Source organism: Lentzea sp. NEAU-D7 (assembly GCF_026242055.1).
In the GTDB taxonomy this organism is placed as follows: domain Bacteria; phylum Actinomycetota; class Actinomycetes; order Mycobacteriales; family Pseudonocardiaceae; genus Lentzea.
This window is the reverse complement of sequence record NZ_JAPJDL010000012.1, coordinates 203,186-225,401: the sequence shown is the minus strand read 5'-3', so window position 1 is coordinate 225,401 and position 22,216 is coordinate 203,186. Positions and strand designations below refer to the sequence as shown.

The following is a 22,216-nucleotide window of genomic DNA, read 5'->3' as shown; positions in this document are numbered from 1 at the left end:
GCGCGGACAGACCGATCACCGTCACAAACGAGTCGCAGACCTCGCCTCCGCTGTCCGGAGCACCGGCTCGTTCCCGGGCAGGCGGTCCACGCGGCTCTGGTCACGGGTGTGCCGCAGGAACATCAGCAGGCCGGCCGCGGTGAGCACGACGAACCACGCGAGTTCCAGCGCGATGTAGCTGAGCGGGAAGGCGTGGGAGAAGCCCGCGGTGTTCGCCGTCTGCATGGCCCCGTAGGTGGGCAGCGCGGTGAGGACGTCACTGCTCGCGTCCGGGTTGAGCACGGGGCTCTGCAGCCCGATGTCGATGATGCTGGTCATGATCACGAGGAACATGCCCTCCAGTTCGCCTCGCACCAGCGTGCCGAGCAGGACGCCGAGCGCGCCGTAGGTGAGCGCCGCGGTGAACACGCCCACCGCGAGCAGCACTGGCTGCTGCGGGGACCAGAACAGCGAGGTGATCAGGGTGGCGTAGCCGGAGATCAGTGCCGAGGCGAAGGTCAACGCGCAGACTTTGGCCGCGACGAGGTGCCCGCGCGGGTATCCCGCCATCGCCAGCCGCCGGTCGAACGCCCCGGACTTGAACGTGACCATGAACATCATGAAGCCGACGATCTGGGTGACGGCGTTGATCGCGCCGGAGACCTGCGAGACGTGGTTCACGTTCGCCAGCACGGTCTCACCGGAGGCCCGCAGCAGCAGTGGCACCGGGGTCTGCGCGATCACCGTGTGCGTCAGGGTCAGCCAGATCGGCAGGTACGCCAGGACCAGCCACATCGCGAGGCGGTTGCGGCAGTGTTCGAGCAACGCCATGCGCGCTGCCATCAGGAAGCAGCGCATCAGCACCGTCCCTCGTGGATGGTCGTGCTGGTGTGCAGCACTCCCTCGTCGAGCCGGTGCAGCTCGTCGAGCCGTTCGGCGTCGTAGGCGAGGTGGGAGATCACCAGCACGGAACGGCCTCGGGCGCGGACCTGTCGCGCCAGGTCCCAGAACCGCAGGTAGGTCTCCCAGTCGAAGCCCTGGTAGGGCTCGTCGAGCAGCAGCACTTCCGGGTCGTGCATCAACGCGATCGTGAGGTTGAGCTTCTGCCGCGTGCCACCGCTGAGCACGCTGACGCGGTCGTGGAGATAGTCCGCGAAGTTGAGCACCTCCATCAGCTCGTACGCGTAGCTCAGGTCCGCGAGGCCGTACGCCACCTGGAAGAACTCCAGGTGCTGCGCGACGGTGAACGCGTCGTTGAGCACCACCTGCTGCGGGCAGTACCCCAGGCGCCCGTCCAGCTCGGTGGTGCCACCGGCCGGGGCGAGCTCACCGCACAGGATGCGCAGCAACGTGGTCTTGCCCGCGCCGTTCTCCCCGACCACCCCGACCAGCGCGCCGGGCGGTACCTCGAAGGTGACACCGCGCAGGACCTCGCGGCGGCCGTAGGAGTGCCGCAACTGGTTCGCCTTCAGGACCACTACTCGGCCTCCCGCAGCCCCGCGTAGACGCCCAGCGCGCGCACGGCGACCTTCATGAAGGAACTCGGCAGCAGCACGTCGAGCTTCCCCCAGGCCTCGTCGACCTGCGTCTGGGCGTCGTCGTAGCAGGCCTGCAGCGCGCCGCACGCCACCAGCTCCCTCGCCACGTCCCGGACCACGGCCTCGTCGGCGTCGCCGTCCCGCACGGCCGCCCAGATCTCGGCCATCCGCTCGCGCGGCAGGAGCGCGACCGCGTGCAGCAACGGCATGGTCACCTTGCCCGCGCGCAGGTCCTCGCCCCTGTGCTTGCCCGTCGGCACCGGCCGCGCCGCACCGGCGAGGTCCAGCACGTCGTCGGTGATCTGGTAGGCGAGCCCGACGGCCTCGAAGTAGCTCCCGATGGCCTCGACCTGTGCGTCGTCGGCCTGCGCGATGAGAGCGCCGATCTCACCGAACGCACGCGCGGGCATGCCGGTCTTGAGCCGGTGGGCGTTGCGCACGGTGGCGAGCACCGCGGTCGCGTCCCCGGTGGCCACGGCGAGGTCCATCGCGGTGCGGTGCCCGGTGATGTCGATCGCCTGGCCCACGTGTCCGGCGCGCAGGGCGCGGAGGTAGCTCTGGTAGACCCGCAGCCGCAGCCGGTCGTCGTCGGGCAGGATCTGCGGCACCACGCGGTCCAGCACGAAGTAGGCGGCGGTGCCGGCGTTGATCGCCGTGGGCACCCCGTGCAGCGTGTGCACGGCGGGAACTCCGCGCCGCGTGGTGGAACCGTCCTCCACGTCGTCGACGACGAGGTTGCCGGTGTGGGTCAGCTCCACGACCGCGAGCAGCGGCAGGTAGGGGTCGCAGCGCACGTCGAACATCTCGATCGCCGCACAGGCGACGAAGGCGCGCCATCCGCGGCCGGTGGCGTCGGTCATGTGCCGCAACGGCCGCACCAGCGACTCGTGCACGATCTCGTGCGGCAGGCCCACCGGGTCCACACCTGCGAGCCCCGCGGTGACGGCCTGACCGGGCGCGTCCGGGTACAGCGCCCGGACCTCGGCCAGGGTGATCTCGCGCAGCCGCCCGAGAAACCCTTCCATGCGCGCGATCCGGTTGCCGGGCAGGACTTCGCAGTAGGCGCGGCCGCGAACAGGTGCACCCGCCATCGTTCCCTCGACGGTGGCCCACGCCTCCAGGATCGCACCGCCGGTGATCATCGTGCGCATCTCCTGCCGGGGCTCGGGCACCACCAGCAGGTCCAGTCCCAGCTCCGGCGCGGACAGCGTCCACCGCGACGGATAGGTGTGCAATGTGGACAGCGAGGTCCACGGCTCGTCTCCGCGGATCTCCATCTCGCACTCGACCCGCTCGTTCTCGGGCGAGTACGCGATCCCGACCCGGTCGACGAGGACCTGCTCGCCGGTCGAGACGTCCTCGTGTGCGACCGTCGCGGCCGAGACCTCCCAGCCGTTGTCCAGCTGCACGCCCAGCCAGGTCCACGTGCGGTCGGGCGCCTGCTGCTGGTCGGAGTCGAGCCGGAGCCACTCCTCGCCGAAGGTGTGCTCGTACCAGCCGGTACCGGACACCCGGACCGAGCCGATCACGCCGCTCGCCGTCATGCTGGGCGCGAAGTAGGAGTAGCCGCCGGCACGGTCGGAGAACCGGCTGGGGATGGGGCGGTCCCCCACCTGCGAGATGGGCGGCTTCGTCGGCGACAGCACGAGATCGATGCTCTCGTCCTCGCCGTCGGACGCGGTGAACGTCATGTGGTACGAGCCGTCCGGCAGCTTGCGCAGCGCCGAGACGTCACCGAAACGCAGGTCCAGCTCGTCCGGTGCGATCGTCACCGGGCCGGTCAGCAGCCTGTCGGGGGCCAGCGGCTGTCCGGACGCGAACACCTCGCTCAGAGCCTGGCGGAATCCGGGGTCGATGACCGTGTCGCGTTCGGTGACGATGCGCAGTGACTCGAGGAGTCCTCGGTCGACCCACGTCCGGACGCGGTGGGCTCCCCCGCCGCTGAGTGCCGCCAGGGTGGCGTGCGCGTGGACCGGTTCCCCCTTCTCCTGCCGCGAGAGATGCCGCAGGAAGGCGAGCACGAGGCCGCGTTGCTCACCGTGCTCCGTCGTGAGGTGTGCGTAGAAGTACCACCATTCGGCACCGCAGTCCGGGTGCGGCAGGTCGTCCACCGCCGGATCGATCTCCGCCCCCGGCAACGGCCAGTCGTCCCGCCACACAGCACACCGCTCTTCACGTTCCGTAGTCATTTGGGTGCAATGTGTATCACATGGACGGAGAGAAGTCGGTCACCTCCTCGCCACGGACGCCGGTGTCACCCGGCACGTCCTCCGTGCGCCCTTCCGTACGGCACCGCGTTCAGCAGGGTCACGCAGACCGTGGCGCCGCTGGGTGTCCGGTACGCTCGCTGATCACCTCGGCGGGCGCCGTTCACCGCTGTTCCCAGCGGTGAGTCCGGCGAGCAGACCTCGATCGTGCCGTGTTCCGCGCCGCGTGCACCGAGCAGGAACGTCTCGGTCTCGCCGGTGTCGTCGAAGCGGACGGTGAGCACCATGCCGGGTTCGGCGACGCCGTCGTCCGGAGGATCCTCGCCCGCGATCGCGTTGGTGAGGAGGTCGTTGATCTCCCGGATCCGCGTCTGCCGATCCCGTTGGAAGAGGAGATCCGACTCACCGCGCGCCGGCGCGAGCAAGGTCGCCAATTCGTTGCGGAGCCGGTGGTGCGCCTGCGGTGTCAGCCACACGCGCGGGGCTGTGCTGGTCATGGTGCCTCCGTGGCAGGAGTAGGTGCCGTCAGGGCGGTTTCTGGGGGAGGTACCGCCCTGACGGCTGGGGTGTCCGTGCAGGCCGGGTTCGGCGGCCCAGCGACCCGCACGGACAGGAAGGTGGTCAGTGCTGGCGCAGGTCGTCGTTGCGACGCAGTACCGCTTCGAAGTCGTGGGCGTAGCCGGCGGCCACGCGCATGAGGATGTCGCGCTGGACGCGGAGGAAGTCGTTCTCCTTGCGCAGCCACGCCAGTTCGGCTCGCTCGCCGCCGGTCAGCGGTGGTTCGGTGCCTTCGGTTTTCACGTGGCGGTCACCTGATCGGGTCGAACTCGCGCAGGGCGGCGGGTTGCTTGCCGGTGGTGATCTGCTCCGCCAGTAGCCGCCCCGTGACCGGCCCCTGCGCCAAGCCCCACATGCCGTGCCCGCCGGCCACGTACACGCCGGGAGAGCGTGTGGCACCGATGAGCGCGCGACCGTCCGGAGTGACCGGACGCGGACCCACCCACACGTCGGTGCGGTCTTCCCACCACACCCCGTCCAGCAGCGGCCGGACGGAGGCGATGATCGCGTCCACCCGCGACTGGTCCAACGGTGCGTCCGGGTCGCGGAACTCCATGGTGCCCGCGACCCGAAGTCCTCCCTGGTAGGGCGTGCAGGCCACGCGCACCTCAGGCAGGTAGACCGGGCCGTGGACCGGCTCGCGCACGGGCACGGTGAACGAGTAACCGCGTCCGGCCCGGACCGGAACGCGCACACCGGCTCGCGCCGCGAGCCGCGGAAGCCAGGCGCCGGTGGCCAGGACGGCCACGTCGGCGTGGACGGTGTCGCCGTCCTCAGCCCGCAGGGTGACTCCGGAGTTGCCCGCGCGGACGTCGGCCACCTCGAAGGAACGGATGGCGGCCCCGCGGGCGACCACCGACCTGCCGAGCGCCTGCACGAATCCGCCGGGGTCGACGAACCGCTGCCCGTCGATGCGCACACCCGCCGCGAGCACGGACGAGGCCAGCGGGACCTGGGCTCGCAGATCCGATGTGGACAGTTCGGTGTGTTCGACCGGTTGTCCTGCCGCCGCAGGGCGTTCCAGCTCTCGCAGCAGGCTCCGCGCCTGTCCGGCGGAGGTGAAGGCAGCGGTGATCGGGGCGTCGACCGTGGGGGCCTCGACGCCGTTCGCGGTGAGCACGTCGTAGGCCTCGATGCTCTCCTCGTTGAGGGGGAGGTTCGCCTTCGCGACCCTCGCCCACGACGACCAGCGGCAGTGGGCGGCGAAGCGGGTCAGGAACCACCAGAGTCCCGGGTCGGCGGTCAGCGGGACGTGCAGTGGCGCGGCCGGGTCGAACAGGGCCCGCAGTCCGTAGCGCAGCACCGCCGGTTCGTTCAACGGGATCGCCAGGCCGGGTGCGATCCACCCGGCGTTGCCCCAAGACGCACCGGCCGCGACACCGGCCCGGTCGACGACCGTGACCTCGACACCGCGTTCCTGCAGGAACCACGCCGTGGACAGACCCACGACGCCCGCACCGGCCACCACCGCTGAGCGCGGACCGCCGTCAAGGCGCTCGACGCCATCCATCCCTGCCTCCTGTCATCGGTCGTCCCGACTTCAGGATGCTGCGGACACGGCGCCCACCGGTTGTCCGTTTCCTACAATCGCCGATCAGCGGTTGTAGGTTTCAGACACCGTCGCGGCGAGGTCGATCATCATCGCGACCCGCTTGGCGGCGTCGTCCAGGCCGAGGCTGGTCACCTCGCCCATCTTCCGCAGCCGGTTGCGCACGGTGTTCCCGTGAACCCCGAGCCGCTCGCCGGCCACGGCCAGATCGCCCTGCGCCTCAAGCCAGGAACGCAACGTCGCGACGTAGTCGGTGCCGTGTTCGCGGTCGTGCTTGCGCAGGTCGGCGACCGGTCCGCGGGCGGATGCCCTGCCGACCCGCGCCGCGGTGCGCAGGCGCTGCAAGAGGATCTCGTCCCACGACTCGTCATAAGCGGGTGAGGCCCTGTCGCCCGTGCGCATCTCGTGCAACGCCAGGCATTCGTCCGCCTCCTGGCGGGCGGCCGGCAGGTCCGCGGGCTCGGCGACCGCGCTGATCCCCGCCGACATCGTCACGTTCTCCGGCAGCGCGGCTCTCAACGCCGCCAGCCAGTCCCGCGCCGCGGTGACCCCCTCCCCCGGCAGGACCGTGTAGATGCTGTTGCCCGCCAACGCACTGCGCCCCGGCCGCGACCAGCCGAAGCCGGTGGTCACCTGCTCGAACGCCAGCAACACGGCAGCATGCCGCTCGTCACCGACGTGCGCGCGCACCGCGACCACCCTGGCAGGCCCCGGCGGCAGCCCGAGCTGACTGATCACCGTCGCGGCGTCCGCCGTGCCCTCCAGCAGCCGGATCACCCACTCCGACTCCACCTGGCGCTCCAGATCCGCACTGGCGCGCAACCGCAGCAGGTGCAACGCCACGATCCGGGCGCCACCGGTCAACGCCGTGCGCCGAGCGCCCTCCAGCGGCGCCGAGCACGCGACCCAGACCGCCCCCAGCAGCTCCCTGCCCACCCGGACCGCGACCACCATCCGCCCGGTCAGGCCGCGCGCGGGTTCACCCGAGACGAAGAGCGGCTCATCGGACGCCAGCAGGTGCGCCCGCACGCCCGCCGCGTCGAACAGTTCCCGCACCCACGAGGGCACCTGCCTGCCCATGATGGTTTCCAGCCGTGCCGCGTCGACCTCCTGCTGCGGGCCCGAATACGCCAGCACGCGCGACAACTGGTCCTCAATGGTCACGGCACCGCCGGTGGCGGCGGCGAGACTGTCGGCCAGCGCGAACAGATCGGTGGGGCCGCGCCCCGACTCGGTCTCCCGGCCCTCCAGCACCAGGCCGTAGACGACACCCGCCAGCTGGCTCCACGACAACGCCGGATCCGCCAGCATGACCGCGACGCCCTCCGCCTCCCCCACCGCGATGGCGTCCGCCACAAGCTCCTCACCGCCGCGCAACAGCACGACGACGGCACGCGCCGACACCGCCGCACTCACGGCCTCGGCCACCGACTCGGCGCCGACGGCGAGATGCACGTCTCCGACCTCGGCACGGTCATCCGTGACATCACGCAGCACCACACCGCGCAACTCCGCCGACCGCGGCACCGGGCAGCAGCACAACCGAACCCCGTACCCACCCAGCACGTTGACCAGACGGTCCAGCCTCACCATGAGCAAGCTCCCTGTCCCCCGCTGACCCCACCGTAGATGCCGGGCCGGCGACGGGCACCCTCGGCCGGTGCGCCTGGCTTCGTCCACCTGGGACGGTTGTGGTGCCCTGGCACGGTTTGGACGTGCAGTCGTCGAGTCCGGTCGCACGTCACGAGTTCGACGAGACCGCGAGGGTGTGTACTGGCGGGGACCGGGTGATCACGCCCATCGACCTGTCTGCGGTGTTCAAGCCGCGGGGACCGTTCCCCGGTGTCGCCGAGGTGCGCGAGCTCAGCGGTTTCACCAACGTGCTGGGCAAGCTGGTGTCCAGGGCGTGCGGCGAGTGGTCGTTCCTGCCCGACAGCACCGGCACGTCGATCCGGTGGACCTACGACTTCCAGCCGCCGCTGGATCATCGCCGGGCCGTTCGAGCCGCTCTGGACTCGTCACCTGCGCGCCGCCGGTCTGCTACCGCCGCGCGACCACGCCGTCGGCACCCACGTGCCGCCGAGCATCCGCCGGCTCGTCGCCCGCCTCGGCGACCTCCCGATCGGTGTGTTCGCCGCCGACTGGAGCCTGTTGTGGTGGAACGACATGTGAGCGGCCCTGCACGGGTCCCGGCTCAGCGAGGCACGCTGACAACCGGGGCGCTGACCTGAGCTCAGGGAAGACCGCGGGTCAGGGTGAGAGCGGGTACGCCGGTTCCCGCGGTGCCGACGACGATCTGGCCGGTCAGGTACGGCACGCGCACCGCCGTCATCCGGTGAACCGTGATCTGGACGGCCGGCGTTCCGGTGCCGTCGAGGGTGACTTCGGTCGGCGTCGAGGTGGCGGCGGTCGCCTGCTGCCACGTGACCTGGCTCCTGGCCGTGTCGTTGTGGCGAGTGCCGTGGTGCAGCAGGAAGTTGTGCAGAACGGTGGCGAGCAGGTGGTCGTCGGACTCTTCGCCGGGCAGCGGAATGCTCGTGACGACCACGACGTCGGGGAACGAGCCGCCGCCGTACCCGATGTGGACGTCGCGCAGGTGCGGGCCCCGGCCCGTGGTTCCCGTGACGGAGGGCTCGAGTTCGGAGTGCGCGAGCACCGCCACCGGATGCCCGAGTGCGAAGCTCGCGTCCGCCACGGTCAGCCGGGTCTTGTGTTCGATCCGCACCAGCCGGAGCGCGTCTTCGTAGGAGCGGCCGGAGCTCGCCGCGAGTGCGCGGGCCTGCGCTGCAACAGCATCCATGCGACTTCCCTGAGATCGTGGACTTCCTTCCGACCTTAGCCGGACCGGAGCGGTGTGCTCGGTGCGAGATCTCAGAGCGTCGCCAGGACTTTCTCGCTCCACCAGATGTCGAGGCTGTCGAGGGTGTTGATGTCACCCGATCTCTTCACCGCGCCGATGGTGAGGGTGCGGGTGTCGACCCACCAGACCTGCGCGTTGCCGCCGTCGACGAAGCACGTGGCGAACTCGCCGGGCAGCGGGCCGGAGGAGTTGGTGCGGCGGTAGAGCGTGTAGTGGATCGGGTCGATCTTGGGCCGGCACCGTCCGGCCTCGTCGATCCTCGGGATGCCCCTGCTGGTCACCAGCGACTGGAAGTACGCGTCCAGGGCGGCGCGGTCGCCGAACAGCCGGAACTCGGCCTCGTCCGGCGGAGGCTCGCGGGGATTCCACGAGTTCGACTCGGTGCAGCGGACGGCGGCGACCGCGCCGCCGTCGGGAGTGACGGGCGCGCACAGGTCGTCGCCCCGGTAGACGGTCGGCAGCGCGGCCAGCAGTGAGTCGACCTGCGGCGACCGCGTCGTGGTGGTGGTCGCGGTCGTGGTGCTGCTCGTCGTGGTGGTCGTCGTGCTGCCCGAACCGCTCGTCTTGTCACCGTTGCCGAAGTACAGCGATATCGCGACCATCCCGGCCAGGACCACCAGGGTCGCGGCGACGAGAACGGCCTGCTCGACCCGTGACTCGGTGCCGGGAACGGCGACGGTCGGCGGGTCAGGTTCTGGGCGCACGGGAACGGTCGCCTTGTGCTCCACGGCGACAAGTGCCTCGCGCAGGGGTTCCGGTGCGGGCGTGGCCGCGGCTTCGGCCGCCGCCCGTGCGAACGCTCCCGCGGTGGCGTAGCGGTCAGCGGGTTTCTTGGCCATGCCCCTAGCGATGACGTCGTCCAGCGCCGCCGGGATCGCAGGGTTCAACGAGGACGTCCTCGGCGGCGGCACGTACAGGTGCGCCCAGATCTGGGCGGCGGTGCCGTCCGCGGTGAACGGGCGCCGGCCCGTCAGGCAGGCGAACAGCACGCAGGCCAAGGCGTACACGTCCGCGCGGCCGTCGACAGGACCTCCCTCGAAACGCTCGGGGGCCATGTAGTCCAGGGTGCCGACCACGGAGCCGGACGCGGTCAGACCCGTCGCGGACGGCGAGACGCTGCGGGCGATGCCGAAGTCCACCAGGTACACGAAGTCGCCGGGGGTCACGAGGACGTTCGACGGCTTCACGTCGCGGTGCACCAGCCCGTCGGCGTGCGCGGCGTCCAGGGCACTCGCCACCTGCTCGACGATGCGCACCGCCCGCGCCGGCTCGATCGCCCCCTCGCGGATCACGTCCGACAGGTCGGAACCCTCCACCAGCCGCATGTCCAGGTAGAGCCGGCCGTCGATCTCACCGTAGGCGTGGATCGGGATGACGTGCGGCTCACGCAGCCGCGCGACGATCCGGGCCTCACGGCGGAAGCGGGCGCGGTACTCCGCGTCGCTGTGGTTGCCGGTCGACAACCTCTTGAGCGCCACGAACCGGTCGTGCACCGTGTCGTAAGCCCGGTGCACCTCGCCCATCCCACCGCGACCGAGCAACTGCCCGATCCGGTACGGCCCGAACGTCTCTTCCGTCATCGTCCCCGTGTCCCGAGCGCCCTGTCCGTTCGAGTCGACGCGCACCGGCCGCCGGTGGTTCCGTCAGTCGGCCGAACGGCGGATGTTGTTGTGGGGGTCCCGTTCTTCCGATGCCGAGGGCAGAGTACCGACGAACCGGGGTGTGATGACGAAGATCGATGAATCTGGTCGCCGGCGCCGTCGCGCTGACGCCGTCCCGCACTTGTTCACCGTTTGACGGGCCACCGCCCGTGCGTTCCTTCCCCGGCCGGATGCGGCTCGAACACGTTGCCCCGCGTGGGCGGGACCGTCTTCCTCGTCAGCGCCGCGAGGCGGAACAAGGGCCCGACGAGCAGGTCGTAAAGGCCGGGCAGGAAACGGAATCCCGCGATGATGAGGGGGTTCGCGGGACCGACGCGCACGGAGACGTGCCGGCGTGGACGGTCGGCCAGGCGGACGATCGCGGCGGCGACCCGCTCGGGGCTCAGGACTGGGAACGGTGGCCGCGCCGCATGGCCGGTGTAGTTGGCTGCCTGGTCGTACACCGGCGTGTTGATGCTGCCGGGGCTCACGATGCACACGTGCACCCCTGGCTCGTCGCGCGTTTCCTGCTGCAGAGTGCGCAACAGGGCGCGCTGGCCCCACTTGGCGGTGGAGTACGCGCCCATCTGCGGCACGGTGATCGAGCCGAGCAGCGAGTTCACGCCGATGAACACGCCGCTGCGCTGGCGCCGCAGAACAGGCAGGACCGCCTGCGCGAGATGCAGCGTGCCGTGGATCGCGGTGTCCACGACCGAGGTGAACACGTCCGAGGGCATCCTCTCCACGGTCCCGTACCCCATCACCGTCGCGCTGTGCACGACGACGTCGATTCGCCCGTGGCGTTCGAGGGTCTGCCCGACGATCCGGCCGGCGCCGCCGGGATCACCGATGTCGTCGACGATGACGTCGACCGCACCCGGTCCCACCGCCCGGCAGGCCTTCTCCGCGGCGTCGAGCGCTTCACCGCTGCGGGAGACCAGGACCACGGTGTCCCCGCGAGAGGAGAACGCCGTCGCGGCGGCCAACCCGATCCCGCTGCTCGCCCCCACCACGACCACAACTCGGCCCGTCACGGGTTCAGCACGACCTTGATGCAGCCGTCGCTCTTGGCGCGGAACATCTCGTAGCCCCGCGCGGCCTCGGCGAGCGGCAGGCGGTGCGTGGTCAGGTCCAGGGTGCCGAGCGGGTCGGCCGGATCCAGCACCAGCGGCAGGATCTCGTCGCTCCACCGGCGGACGTGGGCCTGTCCCATCCTCAGCTGGATACCGCGGTCGAACATCTCCATCATCGGCATCGGGTCCTGCTCGCCGCCGTACACGCCGGACACCGACACCGTGCCACCGCGTCGCACACCCTTCACGGCGGCGTGCAGGGCGTCGAGGCGGTCCAGAGCGACCTTGTCGATCACCTTCTGGGCGAGGCCGTCGGGGAGCAGTCCGGCGGCCTTCTGCGCCGCGGCGACGAGACCTCCGCCGTGGGCCTCCATGCCGACGGCGTCGATGGTGGCGTCCGGCCCGCGGCCGTCCACCATGCCGATCAACGCGGCCGCCACCTCGTCGGAGCCGTCGAACTCGTCGAGGTCGACGGGCTCGGCCCCGTGGCGTTCGGCGAGCGCGAGGCGTTCGGGAACCCGGTCGACGCCGATGACGCGGCCGGCACCGAGCCGCCTCGCGATCCGGACGGCGAACTGCCCGACCGGGCCGAGCCCGAGCACGGCGACGGTGCCGCCGGGCGGGACGTCGGCGTAGCGGACCGCCTGCCACGCGGTCGGCAGGATGTCGGACAGGAACAGGAACTGCTCGTCGGGCGTGCCGTCCGGAACGACGATCGGCCCGAACTGAGCCTGCGGCACGCGCAGGTACTCGGCCTGACCTCCGGGCACCGAGCCGTAGAGGGAGGTGTAGCCGAACAGGCTCGCGCCCTTGCCCTCGCCGCGCACCTGGGTCGTCTCGCACTGCGCGAACAGTTCGCGCTCACACATCCAGCAGTGACCGCAGGAGATGTTGAACGGCACCACGACCCGGTCACCCACCTTGAGGTGACCGCTCGCCTCGGAACCGACCTCCTCGACGACGCCCATCGCCTCGTGGCCGAGCACGTCGCCCGGCTTCAGGTAGGGCCCGAGCACCCCGTAGAGGTGGAGGTCGGATCCGCAGATCGCGGTCGAGGTCACCCTGATGATCGCGTCGGTGGGCGCCTCGATCCGCGGATCCGGCACGTCGACGACCTGGACCTTCTCGTTGCCCTGCCACGTCAGCGCCTTCACCGCGACACCTCCCCCGCCAGCGGGGTGAGACTTGCGGGTGTGGCCGACGTGCGCGGCATCGCGCTCAGCACCGCCGTCGAGCCGATGATCCGAGGCATACGACTTCTCCTCCTGGCTGCTTGATGACAGGGCAGCAATACCCTCGGAAAATCGACTCAAAACCGTTTCAACGGGTGCGGCCACGGACGCCACCCAGCCGGGTACCTGCGGGCCGGCCCCCGAACCCCATGGGCGACATTCGCCTTTGGGCGACTCAGACGAAAGTATGCACACAGATGGGGGAATGTCGTTGATCACGACGATGCATTCACGCGTGCGGCGGACGTGAAAGGTTTTGGATATATATCAGGAGATCGCAGTTCTCCTTGACGGTCGTCCGGAGGCCTGGTTAGGCTGGGCGCTTCAGGGGTGAGTTTCACATGCGGGCTATCGTTTCGCTTTGGGGGCGTGATGGAGAGCCGTATCTGTTCGTGTCATGCGCACGGATGTGACTGGGAAAACGCGTGACAGCGCCGCACCGTGGCGTCGAGCGAATGAGCCGCATCGTCGGCGCTTCTGCGGAGCTACTGGGGCAGAGAGGCTATCGACGGGTGACCGTCGAGGAGATCGCCAGCCGGGCCGGCGTCTCGAAGAGCAGCGTCTACCTGCACTGGAACACCAAGGACGAGATCTTCTACGACGCGCTGGACCGAGAGTTCACAGTGCTGGCGTGTACTGTGGTGGAGCACGTCAAACGCGATCCGGCCGAGGTGCTCGCGCATCGGATGGCGGTCAACCTGCTGCGAATCTTCGTCGATCGGCCGTTGTTGCAGGCACTGCTGATTGACGACCGGGTGGTGCTGGGCTCTTTGCAGCCCGCGAAGTCGCCCATTTTGTGTTCACGCACCGATGCAATCGGCGAGTTCGCCTCGCGCTATATAACGGCATTGCAGCTGAACGGCTTGTTGTGCCCGGAGGTCGACCCGTGCATTGTGCGCGAGGCGACCTGGGAAATGCTGCGCGGAATGACGTTGTCGGCGGTGTCGTGCAGCGCCGACAAACGGGAGCTGGAGCGGGCCGTCACCGTCACCGTGCGGCGGGCGTTCGAACCTCCGGGGGTGCCGACGCAGGCCCAGGTCACGGCGGCCGCGGGGGTGGTGCTCGACGACTTCGACGAGCTCGTGCAGCCCGAGCAGAACGTCGTGCGTTGGGTGGCGCGGTAGCCGTGGCCGGCACGTCGCTGCTCGGCGTGGTGCCGGTGGTCGTCGAACCGGGGCGGGTCCGGGTCGGTCCGCGCGAGGAGCCCGGTGAGCCGGGGTGCTCGGAATGCCTGAGCTCGCGCAGGTACCGGGCGGCTACCCGGCTCGGCGGGCCTCGGCAGGTCGCTGCACCGAGCCCGTTGCTCACACCCGCCGCGCGTGACGTCGTCACCGCGCTTGTGGACGTGGCGCCGCACGACGCGGTGCTGCTGGTCGACCTCACCGACCTGAGCGTGACGCGGCACCGGTTCCTGCCGGACCCGTTCTGCCCGCGCTGCGGCGGCCTGCCACCCGATCGGCCGGAGCACCTCAGCTTGACCGCGCGGCCGAAAACCGCGCCGGACCGGCACCGGGTCTGGGACGCCGAACGCGAGCTGCCCCGGCTCGTCGACACCTTCGTCGACGACCACTGCGGACTGGTGAACTCGCTGAACCCGGCCGCGCTCGGCTCGCTCGCCGTCGCGGGCGCGCCGATCCGGCTGCGCGGGAAAACGGCGTTCGAACCGGGCTTCGGCCGGTCCCGCAGCTACCGGCGCAGCCAGGCGATCGCCCTGCTGGAAGCGCTGGAACGCTACGGGGCGATCGGCCCCGGCGGCCGGATCAGCACGGTCGAGGCCTGCTACGCGCAGGTGCGCGAGCGAGCGATCGACCCGCGGCGGCTCGGCCTGCATCCTCCCGAGCACTACGACCTGCCCGGTTTCCCGTACCGGCGGTTCACACCCGACGAGGTGTGCCGCTGGGTGTGGGGTTACTCCTTCGGACAGCGGCGCCCGGTGCTCGTGCCCGAACGCAACGTCCACTACGGACAGTCCGACGACCGGCCCTTCTGCTACGAGCTGGCCAACGGCTGCGCGCTCGGGTCGTGCCTGGAGGAGGCCATCTTCCACGGTGTGCTGGAGGTGCTGGAGCGGGACGCGTTCCTGCTCACCTGGTACACCCGCGCCCGCGCGCCGCGCATCGACCTCGCCACGGCCGCCGACCCGGAGGTCAGGCTGGTCGCCGCCGCGATCACCACCGAGACCGGGTACCGGGTCGAGTGCTACGACATCACGCCGGACCACGGCGTGCCGTGCGTGTGGGCGTTGGCGCGCAACGACACCGACGAGCCCGCCACGATCAGCGCGGCCGCCGCGGGACCGAGCCTGGAACGGGCCGCCGCCGGTGCGCTCGCCGAGCTCGGGCCGATGGTGCCGACCGTGCGCGGGCACTTCCCCGGCCACGCCGACCAGGCCCGCCGGCTCGCTGCCGACGGCAGCCAGGTGCGTTCGATGATCGACCACTACCTCGTCTACGGCGTGCGCGAGGCGGCCGGTCGCCTGGCGTTCCTCACCGAAGGCGCGGAGCAGATCGCGTTCCCCGGTCCCGTCGAGGGGTTCCAGCACGATGATCTCAGCGACGACCTGCGGTTCCTGATCGGCAGGCTGGCACAGACCGGGCTCGACGTGATCGCTGTCGACCTCACCACACCGGAACACCGCGCGGGAGGGCTGCGGTGCGTCAAGGTGCTGGTGCCCGGCACGGTGTCGATGACGTTCGGTGAGCAGAACCGGCGCACGTGGGGCCTGCCGAGGTTGCTCGACCCCGCGGTGACGCACGGCCGAGGCGCACCCGTCCGCACGCACGCCGACCTCAACCCCGACCCCCACCCGTTCCCGTGACGTCCGCGGTCGCCAGGGTCGGCGGACTGCCGTTCACCGCGCTGAACGCGGTGGCGTGTCCCGACTCCACCGCGCTCGCCATCCGCGTCGCCGCACTCACCACCGAGCTCGTCGAACGCTCAGCCGCGCTGTCCGAGGCGCTCTACGAGGTGATCGGCGCGAGCACGGACCGCGGCAGGCTCGTCGCGATCCGGCGCGACCTGCACGGGCTGCGCAGGCCCAGGCACACCGACGTGCTGCCGCGGGAACTCGCCGGGCCGGTGCGGGAGTGGATCGCGCTGTGGGAACAGCGCGCCACCGCCCGTGCCGCCCTGCCCGCCGTGCTCGCCGACGAGACCAGGAAGGCGTTGGCCGCCACGAGGATGCTCGCGGCGGCGCCGGCGGTGCGGCACGGCCTGGTGCACGCCAGTCCCGACCTGTCCGCCGATCTGGAGAAGTGGCTCGCCGACCCCGCCCGGAAGCCGCGGGCGGGCACGCTGGCGAGCCTGCTGCGCTACGCCACCAGGGTCGCCACCAAGACCAGCCCGTTCAGCACGTTCACCACCGTCCACCGCGTTCAGTGGGTCGACCGCGGCCCGGCCTGGGAGATCCCGGACACCGAACCGCGGGTCGACCTCGACGCCGACGTCGGACTGCGGCTGCTGATCGAGACGGTGCGGCCGAAGGTGCTGCGGCTGTCACCGTCGGCGCACGTGGCCGGCGACCGATACGTCTTCCTCGGCCAGGACGGCCGGGTGCGGGTGCTGCCGCGCACCGAGTCACTGGACGCCGTCGTGGACGGACTGCGCGAGGGCGCGGTGAAGGGCCGGGAGAACGGGCTGTCCGGCCTGATCGAGACGGGCCTGGCCGAAGCGGTTCCCCCGGTGCCGGGACAGCAGCCGCGGCCGTTCGCGGAACTGGGTCTGGAACGCCTGCAGAAGGCGCTGGACGAGGTCACCCCGCTCGGCGACGGCGACCCGGCGGACTCGGCGTGCACCCGCGCCGCACAGGTGATCGTCGAGACGCTGCCCGAGCTGGATCTCCCGGTGCTGCCGTTGCCCGAGCTGCGCAGCCGTGTCCTGCGCGAGTCCGTGCGCGGCGAACCGGTGAGATGTGCCCGCCCCGCCTGGGAGCCGGCGCTCGCCGACCTGCGCCTGGTGCGCCGCTGGCTCGCCGTCCACGACCCGATGCTGCCGTTGCGCCTCACCCTGGCCGACCGCCTGCGCGACTGGTTCGGCCCGGACTCCACGACCGCGTTGCTGGCCGTGTACGCCCGCGTCCGCACCGAACAACCCGGTTCACCGCTGCACCCGCACTTCCTGGACCAGGCCGACCCGCTCGCCGGCACCACCGATCCCCGCCTGCGCGAGCTGCGCGCACTGCGCGCCGAGGAGCCCGCCGTGCGGGAGGTGCCGCCGTGGATCCGCGACCCCGGCCCGATCACCTGCTACGTCCAGCCCTACGCCGGCCCGCACGGCGACGTGAGGCTCGTGCTCAACGCCGCGCACGGCGGGTACGGCCGCGGCATCAGCCGCTGGACGGCGGTACCGGTCCGGCCACGTGACCACCTGGCCGCGGAGCTGCCGGGCACCTTCGGCCACAGCCTGAACCTGCACCGCCCCGGCACCGCCTGGGAGCTGGAGTTCCCCGGCGCGGTCGGCAGGAAGCCACCGGAGCGCCGCATCCCGCTGGCGGAGCTGGTAGTCCGGCACGACGACGACCGCGCGGTGGCCGAGCTGTGGTGGCCGCGCGCCGGGCAGCGGGTCGTTCCCGTGCACGCGGGCATGATGTCGGAAACCCTGCTGCCACCGCTGGCCAGGCTGCTGGTCGAGGCGTTCGGCACCACCCACCTGACGCACCCGACGCTGCCCGCGATCCGCCGCCGCGACGGTCCCCGCGTCGAGCTCGGCCGCATCACGCTCGCGCGGGCGCAGTGGACGGTCAGCCGGGACGAGATCCCGCGGCGCGGCCACGACGACGCCGGCCACCTCGTCGCCGTCCACACCTGGCTGCGGTCCCGCGAACTGCCGCGGCGGTGCTTCGTGCAGCCGAGCGGCCTGACCCTGCCCCGCGACCGGCTGGCGTTCGACAAACGGCACAAGCCCGTGTTCGTCGACTTCGGCAGCTGGCCGTCCGTGCTGGAGCTCGACCGGCTCGTCGCGTCCGGCACCGGTGACCTGGTGATCACCGAGGTGCTGCCCGACGCGGACCGGGCGGTGGAGCTCGCGATCGAGGTGGAGGACACGTGACGCACTACCCGCTGGAGCGCCCGCACCCGCTCGGCATCCATCCCGCGTACGCCGAGCTCAGGCAGACGTGCCCGGTGGCACGGGTCGACTCGCGGTACGGAGAGGCGTGGCTGGTCACCCGGTACGCGGACGTGGTGAGTGTGCTGACCGACCCCCGGTTCAGCAGGGAGAACGTGCCCGAGGACGACGGCGGCGTCCTGCTCAACGTCGACGGTCCCGAACACGACCGGCTGCGCAGGCTGGTCGTGGCGCGCACCGGTGCCGCGCGCGTGGAGCGCCTGCGGCCGCGCGCGGAGGAGATCGCGGCGGACCTGGCCCGGTCGCTGCGCGGGCGGACCGAGTTCGTGAACGCCTTCGCGGAACCGTTCTCGCAGCGGGTGCTGACCCTGTTCGTCGGGCAGCTCGTCGGCCTGCCGGCCGAAGCGCTCGCTCCACTGCGGACGGTGGTCACCCTGGCGGACGTGCCGGACCGCGCCGAAGCCTTCGGCGCACTGCACGAGGTGCTGTCCGGGAAGGTCGGCGGTGACCTGCTCGCGGTGGTGTTCAACATCGTCTTCGGCGGGCACGCCTCCGTCGTGTCCGCGCTGGGCTACTGCCTGCTCACGGCGATCGAGGAGCTGCCGAAGCTCGCCGGTCACCCGGAACGCGTCGCCGAACTGGTCGAGGACACCCTGCGGGACGCGCCCGTCGGTGATCGGATCTTCCTGCGCCGCACCACGGAGCCGGTCGTCCTCAACGGACGGACGATCCCCGGAGGAGCGCTGGTGATCCCCTCGATCGCGGCCGCGAACCGCGATCCGGACGCGGGCAGGCACCTGACGTTCGGCCGCGGACCGCACGCGTGCCTGGGCACGGCACTGGCCAGGATGGAGCTGCGCGTGGCGATCGCGGCACTGGCCGAGCACGCGCCGGACCTCGTGGTCGACGGTGACGTCTCGGCGTTGCGCCGCACGTGCACGGAACTCTCGGTCAGCCCACTTGCGGGGATCCCGATCCGCGCGTAGTGGGGCGGAAAACCGAAAACACGGATTTGGTCAGCGGGTGCGCGTTTCTTGCTGGTGCTCTCCAGGCGGTCATAGCCTTGCCCCAAGCGATCATCGAGAGTCTCGGCGGGAGAAATCGTGTCAGCAGAACAGCTTTACGCGGACAGGCTGCGCGTGCTGTCCGCGTACCTGCGCAAGGTGGACGAGGATCCGGCGGCGGCGGGCGAACTGCGGGCCGACCCGGAACGGGCGTTGCGCGCGGCCGGTGTCGACCGGGCGTTCGACCGGCCGGAGGCGTTCGCCGCGTTCGTCGCGAAACTGGCGGCGCTGAGCGGTGAGGCCTGGCTGGCGACCGTGCACTCGATGGTCGAACTGTGCGAGATCGGTGCGGATCCGCGCCCGCCGTCGGGGTCCAACATCTCGTTCCGCATCTCCGACGGCGGCGGCGTCACCGCCATCGCCAACCGGGGCGACGTGGCGAAGAAGGTGCGGCCGAACCCGTTCTACCAGGGCGCACCCGCCGCACCCACGGGCGGAAAGCTCACCATCCACCCGGAGTACGCCACCAGCGAGCTGTCCGCGCGGCTGAGCGAGAAGTACCTGTCGACGTTCTACCAGCGGACCATGCTCAAGCGCGTCGTGCTCGACGAGTCCACCGTCGTCACCGACGCGAACGCACCCGACGGCGTCACCGTCAACCGGTCGCACTACCGCGGTGTCGAGTTCGACCTGCACGTCAGGACCGACGGTGCGGACCGCGAGATCGTCGCCACGCTCGTTCGCTGACCACAGAACACACACCACGGAGGCGGGGAATGCTCAGCAGCGCGCTCGAGGCGGACATCGACGAGGTGGCGATCGCCGCCGACCTGAGGGAACTGGCAGCGGCACTGGACCGCGTCGGGTACGGCGAGATCCTGACCTCGTTCCTGCCGCAGAAGGCCCAGGCGCACGTCTGGGCGCAGACCGCGGCGAAGCTCGACGGTCCACTCCGGACGCTGATGGAACTGTTCCTGCTGGGTCGCGCGGTACCGCTGGACGACCTGCCGCCGCGCGTCGCCGCCGTGGTGCCGGGGCTCACCGAGGCGGGCCTGATGCACACCGGACAAGGCGGGGTGTGGTTGCCGAACCTCATCCTGTTGCGCCCCATGGGACAGTGGTTGTGGTGCCAACGGCCGCACCCCTCCCCCACCATGTACTTCGGTGACGACTCGCTCGCCCTGGTGCACCGCATGGTCACCCACCGCGGCGGCCGCGCGCTCGACCTGTGCGCCGGCCCGGGGGTGCAGGCGCTCACCGCGTCGATCCGCAGCGCGCGGGTCACCGCTGTCGAGATCAACCCGGTCGCGGCGGCGTTGTGCCGCACGAACATCGCGATGAACGACCTCCAGGACCGGATGGAGGTGCGGCTCGGCGACCTGTACCACGCCGTCGAGGGCGAGGTGTTCGACGACATCGTGTCGAACCCGCCGCTGCTGCCGGTGCCCGAGGAGGTGCAGTTCGCGTTCGTCGGCGACGGTGGCCGGGACGGGTTCGACATCTCCTGGACCATCCTGAACGGGTTGCCCGAACACCTGTCGGACAAGGGTGCCTGCCGCATCGTCGGCTGCGTGCTCAGCGACGGTTACGTCCCGGTCGTGATGGACGGGCTCGGCGAGTGGGCCGCGAAGAGCGACTTCGACGTCCTGCTCTCCGTCACCGCGCACGTCGAGGCGCACCACGGTTCGTCGTTCCTGCGCAGCATGTCGTTGATGTCCAGCCAGATCTCCGGCAGGCCCGCCGAGGAACTGCAGGACCTCTACGCCCAGGACTACGCCGAACTGGGCGGCTCGCACGTGGCCTTCTACGAGCTGTGCGCGCGCCGCGGTGGCGGGAAGGCGCAGCTGCTGGACGTCTCCGCGACCAAGCGGTCCGCCGAAGTCTGGTTCGTCTGACCCACTGCTGACGGGACAGCCATGTCGACCACACCGCCCACAGGCCCCGGCGCCGTCACCGCGCCACCGTTGCTGATCTACGTGAACGTGCCGTTCTGCAACTCCAAGTGCCACTTCTGCGACTGGGTGACCGAGGTGCCGCTCGCGGACCTGCGGCTCACCCCCGAGACGTCGCTCCGGCAGCGGTACATCAAGGCGCTCGTCGAACAGATCGAGACCCACGCCCCGACGCTGAACTCCCGCGGCTACCGGCCGAGGATCATGTACTGGGGCGGCGGCACGGCGAGCATCCTCACCCTCGCCGAGATCGAGGCGGTGACCGGCGCGCTGCACCGGCGGTTCGACCTGGGAGACCTCGTCGAGGCCACGATCGAGGGCAGCCCGGAGTCGATGGACCCCGAGAAGCTGCGGCTGTTCAGGGCGGCGGGGTTCAACCGGATCAGCATCGGTGTGCAGTCGTTCGACGACACCCGGCTGCGCCGGATCGGCCGGGTGCACAACGCCGAACAGGCCGAACGCGCGGTGCTCGCGGCTGCCGAATCGGGGTTCGAGAACATCAACATCGACCTCATCGTCGGGTTCCCCGGCCAGGAGGTCGACGAGGTGGAGAGGATGATCAGGCACGCGGTCACCCTGCCGGTCAACCACTTCTCGGTGTACCCCTACCGGCCGACGAACGGCACCGTGATGCGCAAGCAGGTGCGCCGCGGCACCAGCGAGATCGACGTGGACGAGCAGCTGCGGTCCTACGTGCACGCCCGCGACCTGTTGGCGCGGCACGGTTTCGACGAGTACGCCACCGCGTACTTCGGCGCGCCGCGCTGCGAGTCCGACGAGGTCTACTACAAGCTCACGATGGACTGGATCGGGTTCGGATCCGGCGCGAACTCGCTGATCGGCGGACGCTTCCTGCTCAACGAACGCGGAGCGCTGCACAGGTTCAGCGCGGCGCCCCAGCGGTTCGACTCGGACACGCCGGCGTACTCACCGCACCTCGTGCTCCACTTCCTCGCGCAGGCGCTGACCACTGTGGACGGCATGGACGCGCGCACGTTCCAGCTGCGCACCGGCCGGTCGCTGCGCGCGGCGTGCGAGGAACCCGCGGTGCGGCGGATGCTCGAACAGGTCAACCGGCGCGGCAGGCTGATCGTGGACAAGCGGGGCATTCGCCTGCACCGCGACGACATGGCGTCGGCCTACATCACGATGAACAGCGTCGACCTGTACGCGGCGACCGAGCAAAACGCAGGCTGACCCGCGCCGGTTCCGCCTCCACCACAGAAACTTCGCGACTCCGTGTGCCCTTCCTCCGGTGGGAAGGGCCGTTGGTCGACCGCGGACTCGTGAAGACAAGAGGGACACCAGGAAGGAGATGAGCGAATGATTCCGGAGCTGAACCTCGACGACCTGCCCATGGACGTCTTCGAGATGGCGGACAGCGGCATGGAGGTCGAGTCACTGACCGCAGGGCACGGGATGCCCGAGGTTGGCGCCTCGTGCAACTGCGTGTGCGGCTTGTGCTGCTCCTGCAGCCCGTCTGCGTGACATCCAGGAGCGGGGGGGGGGCCCGCCCGCGGGGCCCCGGCCCCCCCCCCCCGGCCCGCGCGGGGGGGGGGG

19 protein-coding genes are annotated in these 22,216 nt (G+C 70.8%); 8 read left to right on the top strand and 11 right to left on the bottom strand.

Features of this window, described 5'->3' with window-relative positions; translation table 11 throughout:
- Window positions 1-21 precede the first annotated feature (21 nt).
- From ORI60_RS24845 to ORI60_RS24795, 11 genes are all read right to left on the bottom strand, one after another.
- Window positions 22-837 carry an ABC transporter permease gene (locus tag ORI60_RS24845; protein WP_266040229.1) on the bottom strand — a complete coding sequence of 272 codons (816 nt, stop codon included), beginning with the start codon at window positions 835-837 and terminating at the stop codon, window positions 22-24.
- A complete protein-coding gene (locus tag ORI60_RS24840; RefSeq protein ID WP_266040228.1) occupies window positions 837-1,457 on the bottom strand; it encodes an ABC transporter ATP-binding protein in 621 nt (206 codons plus the stop codon). Before ORI60_RS24840 ends, ORI60_RS24845 begins: the two co-directional genes overlap by 1 nt.
- Window positions 1,457-3,706: a polyprenyl synthetase family protein gene (locus ORI60_RS24835; RefSeq protein ID WP_266040227.1), complete on the bottom strand. Its 2,250-nt coding sequence runs from the start codon at window positions 3,704-3,706 to the stop codon at window positions 1,457-1,459. The genes ORI60_RS24840 and ORI60_RS24835 overlap by 1 nt, the downstream gene beginning before the upstream one ends.
- Before the next feature lie 65 nt (window positions 3,707-3,771).
- Window positions 3,772-4,221, bottom strand: a complete 450-nt coding sequence (locus tag ORI60_RS24830; protein ID WP_266040226.1) for a GreA/GreB family elongation factor — start codon at window positions 4,219-4,221, stop codon at window positions 3,772-3,774.
- A gap of 124 nt (window positions 4,222-4,345) precedes the next feature.
- Window positions 4,346-4,525 (bottom strand): hypothetical protein, encoded by a 180-nt coding sequence (locus ORI60_RS24825; protein ID WP_266040225.1) that lies wholly within the window; start codon window positions 4,523-4,525, stop codon window positions 4,346-4,348.
- A gap of 7 nt (window positions 4,526-4,532) precedes the next feature.
- Window positions 4,533-5,792, bottom strand: coding sequence for an NAD(P)/FAD-dependent oxidoreductase (locus ORI60_RS24820; protein ID WP_266040224.1), 1,260 nt, complete (start codon window positions 5,790-5,792; stop codon window positions 4,533-4,535).
- 84 nt (window positions 5,793-5,876) lie between these two features.
- The gene (locus ORI60_RS24815; RefSeq protein WP_266040223.1) at window positions 5,877-7,424 is read right to left on the bottom strand and encodes a PucR family transcriptional regulator; all 1,548 of its coding nucleotides are present in this window, start codon (window positions 7,422-7,424) and stop codon (window positions 5,877-5,879) included.
- Window positions 7,425-8,064: 640 nt separating this feature from the next.
- Window positions 8,065-8,631, bottom strand: a complete 567-nt coding sequence (locus tag ORI60_RS24810; RefSeq protein ID WP_266040222.1) for a hypothetical protein — start codon at window positions 8,629-8,631, stop codon at window positions 8,065-8,067.
- Window positions 8,632-8,702: 71 nt separating this feature from the next.
- The gene (locus tag ORI60_RS24805; RefSeq protein ID WP_266040221.1) at window positions 8,703-10,271 is read right to left on the bottom strand and encodes a serine/threonine-protein kinase; all 1,569 of its coding nucleotides are present in this window, start codon (window positions 10,269-10,271) and stop codon (window positions 8,703-8,705) included.
- Between the two features lie 206 nt (window positions 10,272-10,477).
- A complete protein-coding gene (locus ORI60_RS24800; RefSeq protein ID WP_266040220.1) occupies window positions 10,478-11,365 on the bottom strand; it encodes an SDR family NAD(P)-dependent oxidoreductase in 888 nt (295 codons plus the stop codon).
- Complete coding sequence (locus ORI60_RS24795; RefSeq protein ID WP_266040217.1) at window positions 11,362-12,558, bottom strand: zinc-dependent alcohol dehydrogenase; 1,197 nt, start codon at window positions 12,556-12,558, stop codon at window positions 11,362-11,364. Before ORI60_RS24795 ends, ORI60_RS24800 begins: the two co-directional genes overlap by 4 nt.
- 533 nt (window positions 12,559-13,091) lie before the next feature.
- On the opposite strand from ORI60_RS24795, the gene ORI60_RS24790 reads away from it, so the two are divergent.
- From ORI60_RS24790 to ORI60_RS24755, 8 genes are all read left to right on the top strand, one after another.
- Window positions 13,092-13,760, top strand: coding sequence for a TetR/AcrR family transcriptional regulator (locus tag ORI60_RS24790; RefSeq protein WP_266040216.1), 669 nt, complete (start codon window positions 13,092-13,094; stop codon window positions 13,758-13,760).
- On the top strand, window positions 13,745-15,454 hold the full coding sequence (locus ORI60_RS24785) for a TOMM precursor leader peptide-binding protein (protein ID WP_266040215.1): 1,710 nt from the start codon (window positions 13,745-13,747) through the stop codon (window positions 15,452-15,454). Before ORI60_RS24790 ends, ORI60_RS24785 begins: the two co-directional genes overlap by 16 nt.
- Window positions 15,451-17,682 (top strand): lantibiotic dehydratase, encoded by a 2,232-nt coding sequence (locus ORI60_RS24780; RefSeq protein WP_266040214.1) that lies wholly within the window; start codon window positions 15,451-15,453, stop codon window positions 17,680-17,682. The genes ORI60_RS24785 and ORI60_RS24780 overlap by 4 nt, the downstream gene beginning before the upstream one ends.
- Window positions 17,679-18,686, top strand: coding sequence for a cytochrome P450 (locus tag ORI60_RS24775; RefSeq protein WP_266040213.1), 1,008 nt, complete (start codon window positions 17,679-17,681; stop codon window positions 18,684-18,686). The genes ORI60_RS24780 and ORI60_RS24775 overlap by 4 nt, the downstream gene beginning before the upstream one ends.
- Window positions 18,687-18,803: 117 nt before the next feature.
- Window positions 18,804-19,451 (top strand): DUF5969 family protein, encoded by a 648-nt coding sequence (locus ORI60_RS24770; RefSeq protein WP_266040212.1) that lies wholly within the window; start codon window positions 18,804-18,806, stop codon window positions 19,449-19,451.
- A 29-nt stretch (window positions 19,452-19,480) separates the two neighbouring features.
- Window positions 19,481-20,599, top strand: coding sequence for a methyltransferase (locus ORI60_RS24765; protein ID WP_266040211.1), 1,119 nt, complete (start codon window positions 19,481-19,483; stop codon window positions 20,597-20,599).
- Window positions 20,600-20,620: 21 nt separating this feature from the next.
- On the top strand, window positions 20,621-21,853 hold the full coding sequence (locus ORI60_RS24760) for a coproporphyrinogen-III oxidase family protein (RefSeq protein ID WP_266040210.1): 1,233 nt from the start codon (window positions 20,621-20,623) through the stop codon (window positions 21,851-21,853).
- Between the two features lie 126 nt (window positions 21,854-21,979).
- A complete protein-coding gene (locus tag ORI60_RS24755; protein ID WP_266040209.1) occupies window positions 21,980-22,144 on the top strand; it encodes a thiomuracin/GE37468 family thiazolyl RiPP peptide in 165 nt (54 codons plus the stop codon).
- Window positions 22,145-22,216 lie beyond the last annotated feature (72 nt).

Coding starts and splice junctions, on each gene's coding strand:
- ORI60_RS24845 (WP_266040229.1), bottom strand. CDS start 837: ATGCGCTGCTTCCTGATGGCAGCGCGCATGGCGTTGCTCGAACACTGC.
- ORI60_RS24835 (WP_266040227.1), bottom strand. CDS start 3,706: ATGACTACGGAACGTGAAGAGCGGTGTGCTGTGTGGCGGGACGACTGG.
- ORI60_RS24830 (WP_266040226.1), bottom strand. CDS start 4,221: ATGACCAGCACAGCCCCGCGCGTGTGGCTGACACCGCAGGCGCACCAC.
- ORI60_RS24820 (WP_266040224.1), bottom strand. CDS start 5,792: ATGGATGGCGTCGAGCGCCTTGACGGCGGTCCGCGCTCAGCGGTGGTG.
- ORI60_RS24815 (WP_266040223.1), bottom strand. CDS start 7,424: ATGGTGAGGCTGGACCGTCTGGTCAACGTGCTGGGTGGGTACGGGGTT.
- ORI60_RS24810 (WP_266040222.1), bottom strand. CDS start 8,631: ATGGATGCTGTTGCAGCGCAGGCCCGCGCACTCGCGGCGAGCTCCGGC.
- ORI60_RS24805 (WP_266040221.1), bottom strand. CDS start 10,271: ATGACGGAAGAGACGTTCGGGCCGTACCGGATCGGGCAGTTGCTCGGT.
- ORI60_RS24790 (WP_266040216.1), top strand. CDS start 13,092: ATGAGCCGCATCGTCGGCGCTTCTGCGGAGCTACTGGGGCAGAGAGGC.
- ORI60_RS24765 (WP_266040211.1), top strand. CDS start 19,481: ATGCTCAGCAGCGCGCTCGAGGCGGACATCGACGAGGTGGCGATCGCC.
- ORI60_RS24760 (WP_266040210.1), top strand. CDS start 20,621: ATGTCGACCACACCGCCCACAGGCCCCGGCGCCGTCACCGCGCCACCG.
- ORI60_RS24755 (WP_266040209.1), top strand. CDS start 21,980: ATGATTCCGGAGCTGAACCTCGACGACCTGCCCATGGACGTCTTCGAG.